The organism is Rhodomicrobium lacus, assembly GCF_003992725.1.
Taxonomy (GTDB): Bacteria; Pseudomonadota; Alphaproteobacteria; order Rhizobiales; family Rhodomicrobiaceae; genus Rhodomicrobium; species Rhodomicrobium lacus.
The window spans coordinates 178,725-195,574 of the sequence record NZ_RZNF01000012.1 but is presented as its reverse complement, the minus strand read 5'-3'; the positions used below and the strand labels follow the sequence as shown (position 1 = coordinate 195,574).

Genomic DNA, 16,850 nt, shown 5'->3' with positions numbered 1-16,850 from the left:
GCTTAAATTTTGTGCGTCGCATTTTTGTGGCGTATAGTGCGACACAATGTGAGATGTGACAAAAAGGTAAATGGGCAGCTCATGGCAACTCTCGCAAGTCCGGACCTACGGACAGACAACTCGCTCCTGATCGTCGATGACGACAAGCCGTTCCTCTCGCGGCTTGCGAAAGCCATGGAGGCTCGCGGCTATGCCGTGCGGACCGCCGACACGCTTGAAGCCGGCAAGCAGGCGATTCGCGAAGCCGCTCCCGCTTACGCGGTGGTAGACATGCGGCTCGACGACGGCAACGGCCTCGAAGTCATCAAGCTTCTCAGGGAGACGCGGCCGGATTGCCGTTCCCTCGTGCTGACGGGCTACGGCAACATCGCCACCGCCGTCACGGCCGTGAAGCTCGGCGCTGTGGACTATCTGTCGAAGCCGGCAGACGCCGAGGATATCCTCGCGGCGCTTACCGCATCCGGCGAGACGAAGCCGAAGCCGCCGGAAAACCCCATGTCGGCCGACCGAGTTCGCTGGGAGCACATCCAGCGCGTCTACGAGCTTTGCAACCGCAATGTCTCCGAGACGGCGCGCCGTCTGCACATGCATCGCCGGACGCTTCAGCGCATTCTCGCGAAGCGGGCACCGAAATAATCGGTACGGGACGGAAACCCTCCGTTTCTAATTTTGATGCGTTCGCGACGCGTTGACCTGGGCGCGCTCGTCGCGACGCTCCCGAAAAAAGGCTCGCAGCAACTCCGCTGCCTCGGCTTCGGCAATCCCGCCGTAAATCTCCGGCGCGTGGTGGCATGTGCTCGCCGAAAAGAAGCGCACGCCGTTTTCCACCGCGCCGCCTTTCTCATCCCACGCGCCGAAATACAGCCGCCTTATTCGCGCGAACGAAATCGCCGCGGCGCACATCGTGCATGGTTCCAGCGTCACGTAGAGATCGTATCCCGGCAAGCGCTCGCTCTGGGCAGCTTCGCAGGCTTGTCGGATCGCCCGCATCTCCGCGTGACCGAAAGGATCGCGCACCGAGATGACAAGGTTGTGACCGCGCCCCGCGATCGTTCCATCCGGCGCGACGACAACGGCACCCACCGGCGTTTCGCCCAGAGCGGCGGCCCGCTCCGCTTCGGTCAGCGCTTCCTGCATGTATCTGTTCGGTTTCACGCGCCTTGAGCCTGCCCCTTCATGAAAATCTTTTTCGGAAACACCCGTCCGGCTCTGCCGCAATACGCGTCGTAAGCCGGGCCGAACTGCCGCCGCATCATCGCTTCCTCTTTCGGAACACGAATGAACCACATCAGAGCAAAAGTCGGAAGAACAAGAAATCCCGCGATCCAGTTCTGGACGAGCAGAGACTGTGCGGCGGCGGCACCCCAGATCGCCGCATACATCGGGTGGCGAATGCGGGCGTAGATGCCGTTCGTCACGAGTTCATGTCCATCCCGCACTTCGAGGCCGGGGCTCCAGTTGCGGCCAAGATCGGCATGGGAACGCCAGAAGATCCAGAGCGAAATTGCCATGAGCGCCGCGCCAACGGCTGCCGCCCATTCAGGCAGCCCGTAATCGGCGAACGAGAAGACACCGAGTCCGAGGTAGAGAAGCGGCAGAACCATCATCGTGGCGAACATCCCCATAAGAAGCGCCACTTCGACGGCATCCTTCTGTGAAGTCGAGATCGTGTTTTTCGCGTTGCGGATGGAGTAAGGAGCGCGGATCGCCGTCTGAACGAAGAAGGCGATGAGCCACAGCATCGCGGGCCACTCGATTTCGCGCCAGCGGAGAACGGCGAGAACGAGCAACACGATCCCGATCAGCGAGGTGATGGCGCCAATTCCACTCCTTATCATCGATTTTTTCTGAACAGCCATCGAAACAACCCAGCGTTTAAAACCGCGCGCGACCAAGCGGGGCTCTGGCGACTATATAACAAGTTGCCGGACCGGTTAAGAGGTTTAAGAGAGATAATCTATAAAAAACAACGCGTTAGAATAAAAACAAGAATGGATCGCGACAAAAAAATCCCGGCACAACGGCCGGGATTTGTCTTCTGTCGATCTCAGCGCGGTCAAGCCGCCTCGGCGGTTTCCTTCAGATCCAGTTGATCCTGGAGATCGCGCAGGATGTCGGCGGCTTTCGGCATCGGCACGGCTGAGGGCCCGGGCGCTTCGAGCCGCGCATCGTCGCGCTTCACGTCGGCGCGGTCTTCATGCTTGAACTCGATGAGCTGTGTGCGCGGCTTCAGCACGGTGCTTGCGCGCACCTCGCGACCGGCGTCCATCTCCTCCGTATAGGCCCCCGAGCGGAACAGCGTCTCGATGGACTTCGCGACGACGCGCATTGTGCGTTGCGCGAGTTCCTCGCCGATGATCTGCTGGGCCTGCGCCTCCTTGATGCGCGACACAAAACCCGCCGCCATCATGGCCACCTCGATCTGATAGCGGAAATTCTCCTCGGGCGAGTATTTCACACGGTCCCAGACGTTGACGAGCAGCGTGCTCAGGTCGTCCATGACGACGCCTGCGCCGAAGAAGTCGAAGGACTTCGCGCCGCCCGAGTCGATGGAGCCGATGGCAAGGCTCACGCCCATATCGGGATGGAGCGCGGACAGGGAGCCGTAAAGCTCGTCCATGGAACGGATGACGTTGATGACGATCTGCGGATCGGTCAGCGAGCGCTCCTTTTCGGCGATCAGCACGCGCACGCGCCTGATCTCGCGCTCCACGCCCTGCGCGTCGGCGATGACGAGTTCGCCCTTGTCCGTGTCGCGCGTAAGGAGTTCCCGCAGCTTCGGCATGACGAAGATGACGTTGTACGCACCGACATCGACATCAGACAGAAGCTTCCGGTTCACGGCCTGCTCGCCATCGATGAGGCTCGACCAGAAAGCCAGATCCAGCAGCGGGTTAAGCCCGAAAAATGTCATGAGGTCTTTTTCTTCGTCGCCGAACTGCTGATAGTGGCGCGTGAACTCGTTATATGCGAGAAGTATGCGTTGCGTGCGGTTCACGCCATCGGCCTGCTGGCCGGTTCGAGCGACTCGCAGCAATTCACGAATCTGCGCGGCATGAAGGGCTTCCCGCAAACTGTTGACAGCCTTTATAATCCTCTCTCGCCGCATGTCTCTGTCTCCTAACCTCGCCGAATCATTTGCGGTTTTCGGAAGGTTAGCCTTTTTTATTGGTTCACATCATGCCTTCACCGAACGATACACGCGATCAGGACACTGCGGGAGCCGAGAGGATCGCAAAAGTCATAGCCAGATCAGGGCTTTGCTCTCGAAGAGACGCTGAAGTTCTGATTGGGGAAAAGCGGGTTTCCGTCAACGGCTCGATCATAGAAAGCGCCGCGTTGGACGTTTCTCCCACCGACCGAGTCGCCGTAGACGGCCATCCGCTGCCCGCTCGCGAGCCGCCGCGCCTGTGGCGTTACCACAAGCCGAAGGGTCGCGTGACGACCCATAAGGACCCGGAAGGCCGCCCGACGGTGTTCGAGGCGCTGCCCGACAACCTGCCGCGCCTCATCTCCATAGGGCGTCTCGACTTCAACACCGAAGGGCTGCTGCTCCTGACCAACGACGGCGAGCTTGCGCGCCATATGGAACTGCCGTCGACCGGCTGGGCGCGGCGCTATCGCGTGCGCGCTTTCGGCGAAATCGATCAGGCGTCGCTCGACAAGCTGAAAGACGGCGTGAAGATCGCGGGCGTGAATTACGGCCCCGTCGAAGCGTCGCTCGAACGCGAGACCGGCGACAACGTCTGGATCACGCTCTTGATCCGGGAGGGCAAGAACCGCGAGGTGCGCCGCATCATGGAGCACCTCGGCCTTACCGTGAACCGGCTTATTCGCATCTCGTTCGGCCCGTTCATGCTCGGCGATCTGGAACCTGGTCAGGTCGAGGAAGTGAAAACGAGCGTCCTGAAGGACCAGCTCGGCCCGCGCCTCGCCCGCTCGCTCGGCGTTCGCCGCGAGGTCGTGCGCGAGGAAAAGCGCCTTCCGACGCCGTCGCGCGGCAAGCCGACCTATCTGCGCCGCAAGCCGGCCGAGCTGGAGCGTCCGCGCCGCGTCGCCGATGAGCCGCAGATGCGGCAGCGGCGCGTGCTGTCCGAAGACGCCACGGAAGCGCTCATCGTCGAACTCGTGCCGGTGCCGAAGCCGCCGCGCGCAGAGCGCGGAGAAAAGCGCGATTTCGCCCCACGTGATCGGGGCGAACGGAGTTTCGACAGGCCGCGCGATGGCGATCGCGGTGAGCGTCGTCCGTTTGCGCGTCGCGAGGATAGCGGCGGGGAGCGCCCGGCGTTCCGCAGCCGCGCCGAAGGCGACCGCGCGCCCCGTGTCGCGAGAGACGGCGATGGCGGCGAGCGCCAGCCGTATCGGACGCGGCGCGAAGGGGAGGGCGAGAGCCGCTTCAACCCCCGTGATGCGGGAGACCGTCCCGCTTTCCGCAAACGCGACGGCGCCCGGTCGGAGCGTCCTTCTCGTACGGACGGCGGCGACCGTCCGCCTTTCCGGCGGCGCGAGGCGGAGAGCGGCGCGGATCGAGGCGGCGACGCGCCGACGCGCGGATGGGCGCCCCGGATCGACGCGACGACAGAGGAGCATTCGGCGCCGCGCTTCAAAAGGCGCGAGGAAGGCGGCGAAGGCAGGCCGTCGCGTCCGAGCGATGCGCGTGGCGAGCGCCGTCCGTTCAACCGCGATGCACGCCCCGAGGGCCGCTTCGAGCGCAAGCCGCGCGACGGCGATGCGGGCGGCGAACGTCGGCCGTTCGTGCGCCGTGAAGATGGTGCGGAGCGCCCGGCGTTCCGCAGCCGCAGCGATGGCGAGCGCCCCGCGCGTTTCGCGAGAGATGGCGAGGGCGGTGAACGCAGGAGCTTCCGTCCGCGCGAAGGCAGCGGCGAGCGCAAGAGTTTCGGCCCTCGCGAAGGGGGCGACCGCCCGACTTTCCGCAAACGCGAGGGAGACCGCGCGGAGCGGCCTTCGCGTGCCGCGGGCGAAGACAGGCCGCGCTTTCGCAGGTCGGAGGACGGCGGCGATACCGCGCGCGGGCCACGGCCCGATCGTGCGGGCGGCGAGCGTCCCGCCTACCGGAGCCGCAGCAACGACGCGGGCGCGGGCGGCGAGCGCAAGAGCTTCGACAAGCCTTTCCGCGAGCGGCGGGAAGGTTTCGGCGATCGTGCCCCGCAAGGGGAGGGCGAACGCGCTTCGGGCGGTGGACGGTCGTTCGGCAAGAAGCCGTTCGGTACACGAGACGGTGCAAAGTCGTTTTCGGGCCGGAGCGGTGCGGGCGGCAAGCCTTTCGGGGCCAGGTCCGGTGATGCCCCGGCAAGGGACAGCAGTGGTGGCGAAGGCGGCGAACGCAAATCTTTCGGCGCGCGCAAGTCGTTCGGCGCACGCGGCGGCAAGCCCGGCGGCGGCGCTGGCGGAAAGGGCGGCAAACCTTTCACCCGGCGCGCCGGCCCGTCGAAGCCTCGCACGGGCGGAGGCCCCCGCAAGCCGCGCGGCGATAAGGCGTGAGGATCGTCGGCGGGCGATTTCGCGGGCGCGCCATCGCCGCGCCCGACGGCATGACGACGCGGCCCACCTCGGACCGCGTCCGCGAATCGCTGTTCAACATTCTGGCGCACGGCGTCGACGGCCCGCCGCTTGAAGGCGCGCGGGTGCTCGACCTCTTCGCGGGCACGGGCGCGCTCGGCCTCGAAGCCCTCTCGCGCGGCGCGGCCTATTGCCTGTTCGTGGAGGACGAGGCGGCGGCACGCGGCGCCATCCGCGAGAACATCGAGGCGCTGGGGCTGACGGGCGCGAGCAAGCTCTGGCGGCGCGATGCGACGAAGCTCGGGGTTGCGGCGCCGATGCAGCCCTTTCAATTCGTCTTCGCCGATCCGCCCTATGCGAAGGGTCTCGGCGAACTTGCATTGAAAGCCGCGCTCGACGGCGGCTGGCTCGCGCCGGGCGCGATCTGCGTACTGGAAGAGCGTGCAGACGTGGCTGTCGCGCTGCCGGAAGTCTTCGAGCTGGTCGATACGCGCGTCTACGGCGACACCGCGCTTCATTTTTTCCGCAAGCCCTGAACAGCGGCTTTTTTCGACGTCCCGACGCATGATAAGCTTCCCGCACGCGCCGAACGCCTGAGCGGGGCGCAATCGGAGGCGTGCATGCCGTGGTCGTCCGAGCAATACCTGAAATTCGAGGATCAGCGCACGCGCCCAGCGCGCGACCTGCTCAATGCCGTTCCGGCCGATGTGATCGCGAGGGCCGCCGATCTCGGCTGCGGGCCGGGTAACTCCACCGAACTCATCGCCGCGCGCTTCCCGGAAGCCGACATTGTCGGCGTGGACAGTTCCGCCGATATGCTCGACGCGGCGAGGAAACGCCTTCCCGGCGTGAAGTTCCGTTTCGGTCGCATCGAGGAGTGGAGCGAACCGGGGCCATGGGATCTGATCTATGCGAACGCGTCGCTGCAATGGGTCGGTCAGCACGAGCGGCTGTTGCCAAGGCTCGCCGAACGGCTTTCGCAAGGCGGCTCGCTCGCCGTGCAGATGCCGGACAACCTCGGCGAGCCGTCGCATGCGAGCCTGCGCGCGGTGGCGGCCACGCCCGTCTATGTTGCGAAGCTCGGCAAGGCGATCAAGGCCCGAAGCCCTTTGCCGCGCGCGGAGTGGTATTACCGCCTGCTCAAGCCTTATGCATCGCGCGTCGACATCTGGCGGACGACCTATCTGCACGTGATGGAGAGCCACGACGCCATCGTGGAATGGGTGAAGGGCACCGGAGCCCGCCCGTTCCTGAAGCCGCTCGACGCGGATGAGCAAACGGCTTTCCTCGCCGCTTATCGCGAAGAACTGACGAAGGGCTACCCGGCGCTTGAAGACGGCACCGTGCTGCTGCCGTTCCCGCGCTTCTTCCTCGTCGCGACGCGGTGACCGTTCCGATGCCTTATTGCAACGCGACTTCTGGAACAGTCGCTTGATTTCGATACCGCTTTCGACGGGCGCGGCGGTGCGGCCTCAATATTCGTCCTCGCCGATCCACTTGACGGCGGCGGGCGCGCGGTAAGCTTCAAGCGCCGAGAGCAGCGCGCCCGGTTCGTCCGCCACGATCAGCATGTCGCGGTGGAGCGGGCGAAGGAAGCCCTGCGCCACGACGTGGTCGAGAAAACCGCTCAGGCCGTCGTAGAAGCCGTTCACGTTGAGGAGCGCGCAGGGCTTCTCGTGGTCGGAAAGCTGCGCCCACGTCCACACCTCGAAAATCTCCTCAAGCGTGCCGATGCCGCCCGGCAGCGCGACGAAGCCGTCCGAAAGCTCGGCCATCAGCGCCTTTCGCTCGTGCATCGAGCCGACAACGCGAAGGTCCGACAAGCCGGCATGGCCGACTTCCTTGCGCACCAGTGCCTCGGGGATGACGCCCGTCACCGTGCCGCCTGCCTCCATGCAGGCATCCGCGAGAACCCCCATCAGGCCGACGGCGGCGCCGCCATAGACGAGCCCGATCTCGGCCTCTGCGAGCGCGACGCCGAGCAGCCGCGCGGCCTCGGCATAAGCGGGGTGGACGCCCCGGCTCGATCCGCAGAAAACACAAAGCCTTTTCATGATGTCATCCTGCATTGCCCTGCCCGATTCGAAGGAAGGCGCGCCAGCTTTGTCGCGCATGACGAATTGCGCAAGCGCCGCCGCTTTCCCGGATCGTGCCGAGGCGGCTGTGTACCATTTTTCGCGGAAGATGGAAGCGGCGCAATTCCCCGGCCTGCCGTGGCGGCATCGGGTGGCACATCATGCCTGAATCGTACCCGGCGCATCGCATTTCAGATGTCGACAGACGGCGGGCACAAAAAAGGCCGGGCGTTGCCCGGCCGGAGCTGACCGCCGGAGCGGTCCTTGAGCGGTTCTGATGCCGCTGCCAATCTGGTATTCGGCGAAGCTCGCCGCGAAGCGCTTACGCCTCGGCTGTTTCCTCGGCGGGAACTTCGCTGGCCGTGGTTTCGGCGAGCAGCTTCAGCGCCTGGCCCGGCCAATCCTCGCGTTCGAGGCGGCCGCCAAGCTTCAGGTAATCGTCGACGAGGGCGATTTCCTCATCGGTGAGGTTCGCAAGCTGCTCGAACTTGATCACATTGATCTCGGCGAGGCGCTTTTCGTCAGCAGCCTGCAGGCCCTTGATGAGCTTGAGGTCGTCGGGGTTGCCCTTCGGACGCTTGAAGCCCTTGAATTCGGCCTTGAGCGCCTTGGCGCGGTTGTCGGTGCGCTCCGGAATACGGGCCGCCTTGCCGCGCAGGCCACGCAGGTAATACAGCTTCGCGCGGCGAACCTTGCCACGGCGGATGACCGTGATGCTGTCGATGAGCGGCGAGTAAAGCGGGAACACGCGTTCCACGCCTTCGCCATAGGAAATCTTGCGGACGGTGAAGCTTTCCTGGAAGCCGCCGCCAAAACGCGCGATGCAGACGCCTTCATAGGCCTGAACGCGTTCGCGGCTGCCTTCGACCACCTTCACGTTGACGCGCAGCGTGTCGCCGGGCTGGAAGGTGGGGATGCGGCGCTTTGCCTCAAGCTGCGCCATCTGCTCTTTTTCAAGCGTTTGGATGATGTTCATCTCTGCGAAATCCTTCTACGGCGATCAAAGGCACCTTCTTGCCGCGCTGAAAAGCGCAAGCCGCCGCGCCAGTTGAGCTGGAATTTCGCCTGTGTAAGCGAAAAAATCCGGCTTGTCGATTGCAACATTTCGGTGAAGGGCCGATTTCCGCGCAAGATAGCTGGATTATGTTGGCGGAAATGCAACGTAGCCCCCATATCAGGAGTATGATGCGACATCTTTCGTTCCGGGCCCCCGCCGCCGCATTCATTGCGCTTTTCGTGGTCCATTCCCCAGCCAGCGCGGGGGATCAGGCGAAGACGATCATCAATTCGCTCGATCCCAAGAGCATGACGGAGCTGTTTGAAGTCTCGCGCCGTCAGCCCGACGCCGCGCTGACGAACATCACGCCGGTTTCCGCAAACACATTCCGTTTTCTTTTCATATGGCCCGGCTCGAATCCGGTCATGACCTACGATCGCGTCGGGCGGAGCTTCGCCGAGCGATTCGTGGGGTTCGCGGATCAGTTGAAGCTGCTGGTGAAGGGCTTCTGCCTGCCGTCGAGCCACATGTTCTTCGGCACCGCGTCCTATGGCGGCGAAGAGGTGAACGTCGCCTACCGCGATATCCAGGTGCGCTTTCGCGCGGGGTGGCAACCCGATTGCGCGGGCCGGTATCTCTCGGTTGCGGACGTAGATCGCCTGTTCGCGCCGCTGCCGTTTACCGGTTACGGGGCGGCGTTGCCCTATCGTCCCAGGCCGGACAAGCCGACGGCCCCGCAGGAAAACGAGCTGAAGCCCTTCCTCAACCCCGCTCCGGCCGCGCCTGTCCAATAGGCGGCTACGGCTGATCGCCGAGCACCGGCGGAGCCATTCGCAGTGATCGAACCGGAATGGCTGTTTCCCGGGCCGTCTACCGCGTGGCCGAGCCGGTCGCGAGAGATGTCTGCTCGGTGCTCTCGGCGTCGCGGAACATCACATCGACGCGCATGCCGGGAAGCAGCGGTCCGCCGGGTTCCATGTCGAGGACCACTTCCAGAATGTCGACGTCGGTATGCTTGCGGGGGCCTCGCGAGGTCAGCTGCGGGCTGCCGAGCGTCTTCGCCATCGACGAGACGCGCGCATCGAAGACGCGATCCGGGAACGCCTCGGACTTCACGACCGCGCGCTGTCCGACGAATACCTTGCGGACGTCGCGCTCTTCCACCTCGGCGCGGGCCTGCATGTGGTCGCTGTCGCCGAGCAGGATGAGCGGCGCGCCGGCTGCGGCCATCTCTCCGGCGCGCGCATCGACCTTGAGCACGCTCGCATCGGCCGGAGCGCGGACTCGCAGGCGTTCGAGGTTCGCGGAAACGGCGGTCACTTCGGCGCGCGCGGCGGCGAGGGCCGCTTCCTCGCGGGTCAGCGCCGGAAGATCCCGCTCCTCCACACGCCGGAGCCTCTGCCGCTCGCGTTCGAGCCGGTCGGCGGCATTCGCGACAGCCGTGCGCGCCTTCGCGACATCGGGCTCGCTCGCCTTGTAGTGCTTCCAGTTCGCAAGCGTGGCATCGAGGTCCATACGCGCGTCGAAGGCTTCGCGCTCGGCATCGTAGACCGCGTCTTCGGCTTTGCGGCGGTCGAGCGCGCCGCCTTTCGCTTTCGCGTCGTCGCGGTCGGCGATTTTCACCGCCACCTGCGCTTCGAGCGCCGCGAGCCTCGCGGCCAGTTCCCCGTCATCGAGACGGAACAGCAGGTCGCCTTGCTGCACATGATCGTCCGCGCTGACCAGAACGTCTTTTATCGCGGCTGGCACCGGCGCGGCGATGCGAAGCTCGCGCCCCTTCGGTTCGACCCGGCCCGGCGCGGCTGCCGCCCAGAGTGGCGTCGCGGGCGAGGCGGGCTGAGGCTCCGACCAAGCGGGGGCGCCGCCCGGCTGGTAGACACCGGTGGCGATGAGGATGGCGAGGCCGAGCCCGGCCGAGCCGGAGACGAGCGCTACTGAACCAAGGCGGAAATTAAGCATGCGCTTGTCTCTTTCTCTCCTGATAGGCGGCGGCATTGCCGTGGGCCGCCTGCGCTTGTCTCGGCCGTGCCGGGATGACGGTCGCGGCGTGCTTCTTCCGCTCTCCCGAGATGCAGCCATCCTCTATTTCGATCACGCGGTCGGCGAAGGGGATGGTGCGGGGATCGTGCGTGACGGCGAGGACGGCGCGGCCGTCCTTTCTTGCCACGCGGCTCAGAAGCTCCATGATCGCGTAACCGTTTTCGGTATCGAGGGCAGCGGTCGGCTCGTCGGCGAGGATGACCGGCGGCTCCGGGGCGATGGCGCGCGCGATGGCGACGCGCTGTTTCTCGCCGCCCGACAGCGTGCCGGGATAAGCCTTGAGCCGGTGCCTGAGGCCGACCTCGATCAGCGCTTCTGCCGCGCGCTCCTTGCACTCGCGAGCGGAAAAGCCGCGCACGTCGAGGCCGAGCCGCACGTTGTCGAGCGCGGAAAGCGTCGGAAACAGGTTGTAGGACTGGAAGATGAAGCCGAGATGGCGACGGCGCAGGTCGGCAAGATCTTCCGCCGAGCGATGGGTGACCGTCTCGCCGCCGAGGGTCAGCGTGCCGGATGTGGGCGTCAGCAGACATCCGAGGATCGACAGCAGCGTGGTCTTGCCGCTGCCGGAGGGGCCCATCAGCAGTGTGAATTCTCCCTCGCAGAGCGCGAGGTCGACGCCTTTCAACGCCTGCACCTTGCCTTCGCCCTGACCGAGTTCCTTCACGATCTGGCGGGCTTCGAGAATGGGAAACGCTCTCATCGTGCAAACACCATGGCGGGATCGATCTTGGTCACCTTGAAAATGGAGGAAAGGGCCGACACCGCGCACATGACGACGGTGACGACGAGAAGCATTGCGGCGAGCTGCGGGGTCAGCATGATCGGCATGGGCGTATGGAGGCTTGCCCGCGCCACCGCGAACGAGACCGCGATGCCGAGCCCATAGCCGAGGAAAGCGCTCGCAGTCGCCTGGGTGAGAATCACCTTGTGGATATAGAAGGACGAGGAGCCGAGCGCGCGCAGGGTGGCGAACTCGGCGAGGTGATCCTTGGTGCTGGAATAGAGAGTCTGCGCGACGACAACCGTGCCGATGATGAGACCGAGCACCGCGCCGCCTAGCAACGCCACGCCCGCGCCGGTGCCGAACAGCCAGTAGTCGAGGTTTGTCTGCCGGAACTCGGCCTTGGTGAAGATCGACGTGCCGGGAAGCTTCTTTTCGAGCGCCCGCTTCACGCCGGAGATGTCGACGCCCGGCTGCACCGTCACGAGATAGAACGTCGCCTGGTCGGACGGTACCGAAAGAAGCTCCCGCGCTTTTGCCAGCGACATGAAGATATAGGGCGAGGTCGTGAAGGAGCGGATGCCATCCGTCAAGGCATCCACGCGCAGGCGCTGGCCATTGATCTCGGCCACAGAGCCGATCCCGGAAATACCCAGCGTGTCGGCATAGGTGCGGTCGACCGCGACGCCATCGGGCGAGATGGCGGACACCGCGCCTTCCACCACATTCCACGGCGGCAACGTGCCGTCAGCCCCTACGATGACGACGCTCGTCGTGCTTGTGTCGCTCCGCGTCCACGGAGCAAAGGAGGCCACGATGGGCTCGACGGCGGTGACCCCTGGAACAGAGAGCGCCGCGAAGCGTTCGCGCCCGTGAAGGATCGTCGCCTGTTCAAAGCTGTTCGAGCCGTAGGCGGCAATCCAGATGTCGCCGCCCGCGTGATCGATGGTATCGACGATCATCTTGCGTGCGCCGAGGTACAGCCCGAGCTGCACCGCCAACAGGACGACGGCAAACAGAATGCCGACAAGCGTCACGAGAAAGCGGGCTCGATCGTGAACGAGGTTGCGTATTGCGAGTTTGGTAACCATATGAACGCGGGCGGTATCCGTCCTTTGGCGCTGCGAAGGGCGGGTTCCGAAGCAAAATCTGCAACGCGCCGTGGGTCGGCAAATATGAACGCCCAACTTCTGATAGAGGGGCGAATGAACAAACAACTGTGGCAAGATGCGGGCGAAGTGTAACGGGCCTTCGCGGCAGTGCTACGATCTTGACTTGGAACGCGTTGAACGTCATAAGGGCTGCAATCATCGCGATTGTAAGTTTTTAGCGTCTTCAAGACCCCGCCAGACTTGGCGGGAGTTCGTGCGATAGGGGGCGACATGGGAGCAGTCGATCTGCCTCCGGACTACCGGCCATCTGAAGACGAACCTTTCATGAATGAGCGCCAGCGCGCTTATTTCCGGAAGAAACTTCTGGATTGGCGGGACGAGATTCTTCGCGAAAGCAAGGAAACCCTCGATTTTCTTCAGGATTCAACCCAGCATCCCGACGTGACCGACCGTGCGAGCTACGAATCCGATCGCGGGATAGAGCTTCGCGCGCGCGATCGTCAGCGGAAACTCATCGCCAAGATCGATGCGGCGCTAGGCCGGATCGAGGACGGCACCTACGGCTATTGCGAGGAGACTGGCGAGCCCATCGGCGTGAAGCGGCTGGACGCCCGCCCCGTCGCGACGCTGAGCCTCGAAGCGCAGGAGCGGCACGAGCGCCGCGAGCGGATCTATCGCGACGACTGATCGTATCGAACTTCTTGTTTGCCATCGCACCCGCCGCTTGCAAAAGCGGCGGGTTTCTCTTTGCGAACGATCAACCCGTGACGTCGAAGGCCGCGAGCGCCGCCATGTTCACGAGGTCGTTATCGGACGAGCCGAGGGAGGCGATCTGCACCGGCTTCGACAGGCCGACCAGCATCGGGCCGATCACGATCCCGCCGCCCAGCTCCTGAAGCATCTTCGTTGCGATGCTCGCGGCATGAAAGGCGGGCATGATGAGCACGTTCGCCGTATCCGACAGGCGGCAGAACGGATAGAGCGACATCGCACGGCGGTTCAGCGCCACATCCGCCGCCATCTCGCCGTCATACTCGAAGTCGACGCCCCGCTCGTCGAGCAGCTTCACCGCGCCGCGAAGCTGATCCGACCGATCGCTTTGCGGGTTGCCGAAGGTCGTGGCGGCAAGCATGGCCACGCGCGGCGTCATGCCGAAGCGGCTTGCCACGCCCGCGGCTTCCACCGCGATGTCGGCAAGCTCCTGAGCATTCGGCATATCGTGCACGGAGGTGTCGGCTATGAGCACCACCTTACCCCGGCTCACGATCACCGAGACGCCGATCACGCGACGGCCCGGCATCGGATCGAGCACGCGGCGCACGTCCTGAAGCGCGGTCGACCAGTTGCGCGTGACGCCCGTCACCATCGCGTCGGCGTGGCCCATCGCCACCATGCAGGCGGCGAAGACGTTGCGCTCGTTGTGCACGAGGCGCAGGCAATCGCGGTAGAGATAGCCCTTGCGCTGAAGCCGCTGGTAGAGGAATTCCGCGTATTGCTGGTTGTACTCCGACGTCGCGATGTTGTGCTGCTCGAAGCTTTCCTGATTGTTCACGCCCGCCATGAAGAACGCCTGCCGGATCTGCGCCTCGCGGCCGATCAGGATCGGCGTGCCGAGCTTCTGGTTCGCGAAAGAACTTGCGGCACGTATGACCTGCTCTTCCTCGCCCTCGGCGAAGACGACGCGCTTCGGGCGCAGGCGCAGCGCGTCATAGATCGAATTGATGAAGCCCGCCGCCGGATCGAGCCGGGCTGAAAGGCGCACCTTGTAACCTTCCATGTCGACGATGGGACGGCGCGCGACGCCCGAATCCATGGCCGCCTTCGCAACGGCGGACGGGATCGACGTGATGAGGCGCGGGTCGAAAGGTGCGGGGATGATGTAATCCGGTCCGTAGCGGAGACGGCGCCCATAGACCTTCGCCACCGCGTCCGGTACGTCGGCGCGCGCGAGTTCGGCAAGCGCATAAGCCGCCGCGATCTTCATCGGCTCGTTGATCGTGCTCGCCTGCACGTCGAGCGCGCCACGGAAGATATAGGGGAAGCCGAGCACGTTGTTGACCTGGTTCGGATAGTCCGAGCGTCCCGTCGCCACGATGGCGTCGCTGCGCACTTCGGCCACTTCCTCCGGCGTGATCTCCGGGTCGGGGTTCGCCATCGCGAAGATGATGGGCTTGTCAGCCATGCTGGCGACCATCTCTTTCGTGAGAGCGCCAGCCGCGGACAGGCCGAAGAAAACGTCCGCGCCTTCGACTGCGTCGGCGAGCGTGCGCGCCTTCGTGTCGATCGCATGCGCGGACTTCCACTGGTTCATACCCTTCTCGCGGCCGCGATAGATCACGCCCGTGGTATCGCACAGGATCGAATTCTCGTGGCGCACGCCCAACGCCTTCATGAGTTCGAGGCAGGCGATGCCGGCCGAGCCTGCGCCGTTGACGACAAGTTTGATATCGGCGATGTCGCGGCCCGTGAGGTGGACGGCATTGATGAGCCCTGCCGCCGCGATGATCGCGGTGCCGTGCTGGTCGTCATGGAAAACGGGAATGTCCATCAGTTCGCGCAGGCGCTGCTCGATGATGAAGCAGTCGGGCGCCTTGATGTCTTCGAGGTTGATGCCGCCGAAGGACGGCCCGAGATAGCGCACGGCATTGATGAAGGCGTCGACGTCCTGCGTATCGACTTCGAGATCGATGGCGTCCACGTCGGCGAAACGCTTGAAGAGAACGGCCTTGCCTTCCATGACGGGCTTCGAGGCGAGCGCGCCGAGATTGCCGAGCCCCAGGATAGCCGTGCCGTTCGAGATCACGGCGACGAGATTGCCCTTCGCAGTGTAGTCGTAGGCGAGGCGCGGGTTTTCGGCGATGGCCTCCACCGGCACGGCCACGCCGGGCGAATAGGCGAGCGAAAGATCGCGCTGGGTCGCCATCGGCTTCGTCGGCACGATTTCGAGCTTGCCGGGCTTGCCTTCCGCGTGGAACTGGAGCGCTTCCTGCCGCGTGAATTTTGGCGGTGCGGCGACCGGCGTGGCATGGCGATTATCGCCGGTCTGGCCTTCGGAAACGGCTTTCGGTCGCGTCGGCGACGTGTTTTTGGAAACGGACATGTCGATCTTCTGATGAGATGGGGACGCGGCCCGGTCTCGCACGCCGGAACGCTTTTGGGTTGGACGTTAGCGCCGGCGAACCGGCCACACAAGCGCGCTGGCGTCTCATGCTGAACCTTTTCGCCTCAACCTTTCGATTGATAACAGCTTTTGACGATGGCGTTCAGCAGCACCGAAGGCGTTGCGCGCGCAGCCTGCGGGCGAGGCGCGCCGCGTGTGCAATCATAGGGCGTATAAAGAATATTTTGCTTCCGGGCGATCGGTTTTTATTCCAGTTTGTTGATCATATATTGAAGCAAAGTTTTAGGCATGGCTTGCGAAAACCTGCGACACCTGCGGGTCGTTCCATCGGTTGGCGGCCCTGCACGCCCGATTTCAGCGCGTGGTAACGATGCATGGAGTAGACGTGGAGCAGTGTATCGATTGGAAGCATCCCATGATTGGCGCATTTATCGTTGTGCTTGTTCTTCTGTTCATGCCGCAAAGCGCCGATGCACAGCGGCGTTCCGCGCGGGTCGAGGCTCCCAAGACACTTCGCGATTGCCCGAACTGTCCGGAGATGGTGCCCATTCCGGCCGGCGAGTTCCTGATGGGGTCGCCCGAGACGGAGCGCGGCCGCAACAAGGACGAAGGGCCGCAGCGCCGCGTGTCGGTTCCGGCCTTCGCTGCGGGCAAATATGAAGTGACCTTCGCCGAATATGATGCCTGCGTGGCGGATGGCGGCTGTGCCTACAAGCCCGGCGACGAGGGATGGGGACGCGGCCGCAAGCCCGCCATCAACGTCTCGTGGGACGACGCGCAAGCCTATGTCTCGTGGCTCTCGCGCAAGACCGGCCAGCCCTATCGCCTGCTCACGGAAGCGGAGTGGGAATACGCCGCACGCGCTCAGACGACCGTCGCCGAGCGCGCGTTACCCTTCTCCACGGGGCGAACCATCAACTATCGACAGGCGAATTACGACGCCAATTTCGTCTATCCCGGCGGTCAGCAGGGCGAATACCGGCAGAAGACGACCGATGTCGGCTCATTCCAGAAGAACGCCTTCGGTCTGCACGACATGCACGGCAATGCCTGGGAATGGGTGGAAGACTGCTATCGCCCGACCTACGAAGGTGCGCCGACGGACGGCGCGGCCGTACAGGAGGCCGCCTGCGAGCTTCGCATTTTGCGCGGCGGCTCCTGGAACTATCACCCCCGGCTTTTGCGTTCGGCTTATCGGTATGCCACGCCCGGCACCATTCGTCTCAATTCGTTCGGGTTTCGCGTCGCGAGGCCGCTTTGATGC

The 16,850-nt window shown here is 64.3% G+C and carries 16 protein-coding genes; 7 read left to right on the top strand and 9 right to left on the bottom strand.

Going from position 1 to position 16,850, the window contains the following annotated elements; all coding sequences use genetic code 11:
- Positions 1-81 precede the first annotated feature (81 nt).
- Positions 82-636 carry an ActR/PrrA/RegA family redox response regulator transcription factor gene (locus EK416_RS10345; protein WP_127077418.1) on the top strand — a complete coding sequence of 185 codons (555 nt, stop codon included), beginning with the start codon at positions 82-84 and terminating at the stop codon, positions 634-636.
- Between the two features lie 27 nt (positions 637-663).
- On the opposite strand, the gene EK416_RS10340 is transcribed toward EK416_RS10345, so the two are convergent.
- The 3 genes from EK416_RS10340 to EK416_RS10330 form a co-directional block, all read right to left on the bottom strand.
- Entirely contained in the window at positions 664-1,137 is a 474-nt protein-coding gene (locus tag EK416_RS10340) for a nucleoside deaminase (protein WP_127079713.1), read from the bottom strand.
- Positions 1,138-1,151: 14 nt separating this feature from the next.
- Positions 1,152-1,838: a protein-S-isoprenylcysteine O-methyltransferase gene (locus EK416_RS10335; protein WP_127077417.1), complete on the bottom strand. Its 687-nt coding sequence runs from the start codon at positions 1,836-1,838 to the stop codon at positions 1,152-1,154.
- 218 nt (positions 1,839-2,056) lie between these two features.
- Entirely contained in the window at positions 2,057-3,109 is a 1,053-nt protein-coding gene (locus EK416_RS10330; protein WP_127077416.1) for a hypothetical protein, read from the bottom strand.
- Positions 3,110-3,180: 71 nt separating this feature from the next.
- On the opposite strand from EK416_RS10330, the gene EK416_RS10325 reads away from it, so the two are divergent.
- The 3 genes from EK416_RS10325 (at position 3,181) to tam (ending at position 6,908) form a co-directional block, all read left to right on the top strand.
- Positions 3,181-5,502, top strand: a complete 2,322-nt coding sequence (locus EK416_RS10325) for a pseudouridine synthase (RefSeq protein WP_127077415.1) — start codon at positions 3,181-3,183, stop codon at positions 5,500-5,502.
- A complete protein-coding gene (gene rsmD, locus EK416_RS10320) occupies positions 5,499-6,056 on the top strand; it encodes a 16S rRNA (guanine(966)-N(2))-methyltransferase RsmD (protein WP_127077414.1) in 558 nt (185 codons plus the stop codon). The genes EK416_RS10325 and rsmD overlap by 4 nt, the downstream gene beginning before the upstream one ends.
- An 84-nt stretch (positions 6,057-6,140) precedes the next feature.
- Positions 6,141-6,908: a trans-aconitate 2-methyltransferase gene (gene tam / locus EK416_RS10315; RefSeq protein ID WP_127077413.1), complete on the top strand. Its 768-nt coding sequence runs from the start codon at positions 6,141-6,143 to the stop codon at positions 6,906-6,908.
- Positions 6,909-6,992: 84 nt separating this feature from the next.
- On the opposite strand, the gene EK416_RS10310 is transcribed toward tam, so the two are convergent.
- Positions 6,993-7,574, bottom strand: a complete 582-nt coding sequence (locus EK416_RS10310) for an LOG family protein (RefSeq protein WP_127077412.1) — start codon at positions 7,572-7,574, stop codon at positions 6,993-6,995.
- 343 nt (positions 7,575-7,917) lie between these two features.
- Entirely contained in the window at positions 7,918-8,571 is a 654-nt protein-coding gene (rplS, locus tag EK416_RS10305; protein ID WP_127077411.1) for a 50S ribosomal protein L19, read from the bottom strand.
- Between the two features lie 209 nt (positions 8,572-8,780).
- Between rplS and EK416_RS10300 the strand changes: the two genes are divergently transcribed.
- A complete protein-coding gene (locus tag EK416_RS10300) occupies positions 8,781-9,386 on the top strand; it encodes a hypothetical protein (RefSeq protein WP_164729977.1) in 606 nt (201 codons plus the stop codon).
- A 76-nt stretch (positions 9,387-9,462) separates the two neighbouring features.
- Here EK416_RS10300 and EK416_RS10295 read toward each other — a convergent pair whose 3' ends face one another.
- From EK416_RS10295 to EK416_RS10285, 3 genes are read right to left on the bottom strand one after another with little or no spacing between them, the layout of a single operon-like run.
- A complete protein-coding gene (locus EK416_RS10295; RefSeq protein WP_164729976.1) occupies positions 9,463-10,551 on the bottom strand; it encodes an HlyD family secretion protein in 1,089 nt (362 codons plus the stop codon).
- Entirely contained in the window at positions 10,544-11,332 is a 789-nt protein-coding gene (locus EK416_RS10290; protein ID WP_127077408.1) for an ABC transporter ATP-binding protein, read from the bottom strand. Before EK416_RS10290 ends, EK416_RS10295 begins: the two co-directional genes overlap by 8 nt.
- A complete protein-coding gene (locus EK416_RS10285) occupies positions 11,329-12,444 on the bottom strand; it encodes an ABC transporter permease (protein ID WP_127077407.1) in 1,116 nt (371 codons plus the stop codon). The genes EK416_RS10290 and EK416_RS10285 overlap by 4 nt, the downstream gene beginning before the upstream one ends.
- A 291-nt stretch (positions 12,445-12,735) precedes the next feature.
- Between EK416_RS10285 and dksA the strand changes: the two genes are divergently transcribed.
- On the top strand, positions 12,736-13,152 hold the full coding sequence (gene dksA, locus EK416_RS10280; protein WP_127077406.1) for an RNA polymerase-binding protein DksA: 417 nt from the start codon (positions 12,736-12,738) through the stop codon (positions 13,150-13,152).
- A gap of 70 nt (positions 13,153-13,222) precedes the next feature.
- Here dksA and EK416_RS10275 read toward each other — a convergent pair whose 3' ends face one another.
- Positions 13,223-15,565, bottom strand: coding sequence for an NADP-dependent malic enzyme (locus EK416_RS10275; protein ID WP_127077405.1), 2,343 nt, complete (start codon positions 15,563-15,565; stop codon positions 13,223-13,225).
- Between the two features lie 436 nt (positions 15,566-16,001).
- Here EK416_RS10275 and EK416_RS10270 point away from each other — a divergent pair, with 436 nt between their 5' ends.
- Positions 16,002-16,847 carry a formylglycine-generating enzyme family protein gene (locus EK416_RS10270; protein WP_127077404.1) on the top strand — a complete coding sequence of 282 codons (846 nt, stop codon included), beginning with the start codon at positions 16,002-16,004 and terminating at the stop codon, positions 16,845-16,847.
- The last annotated feature ends 3 nt before the right edge of the window (positions 16,848-16,850 follow it).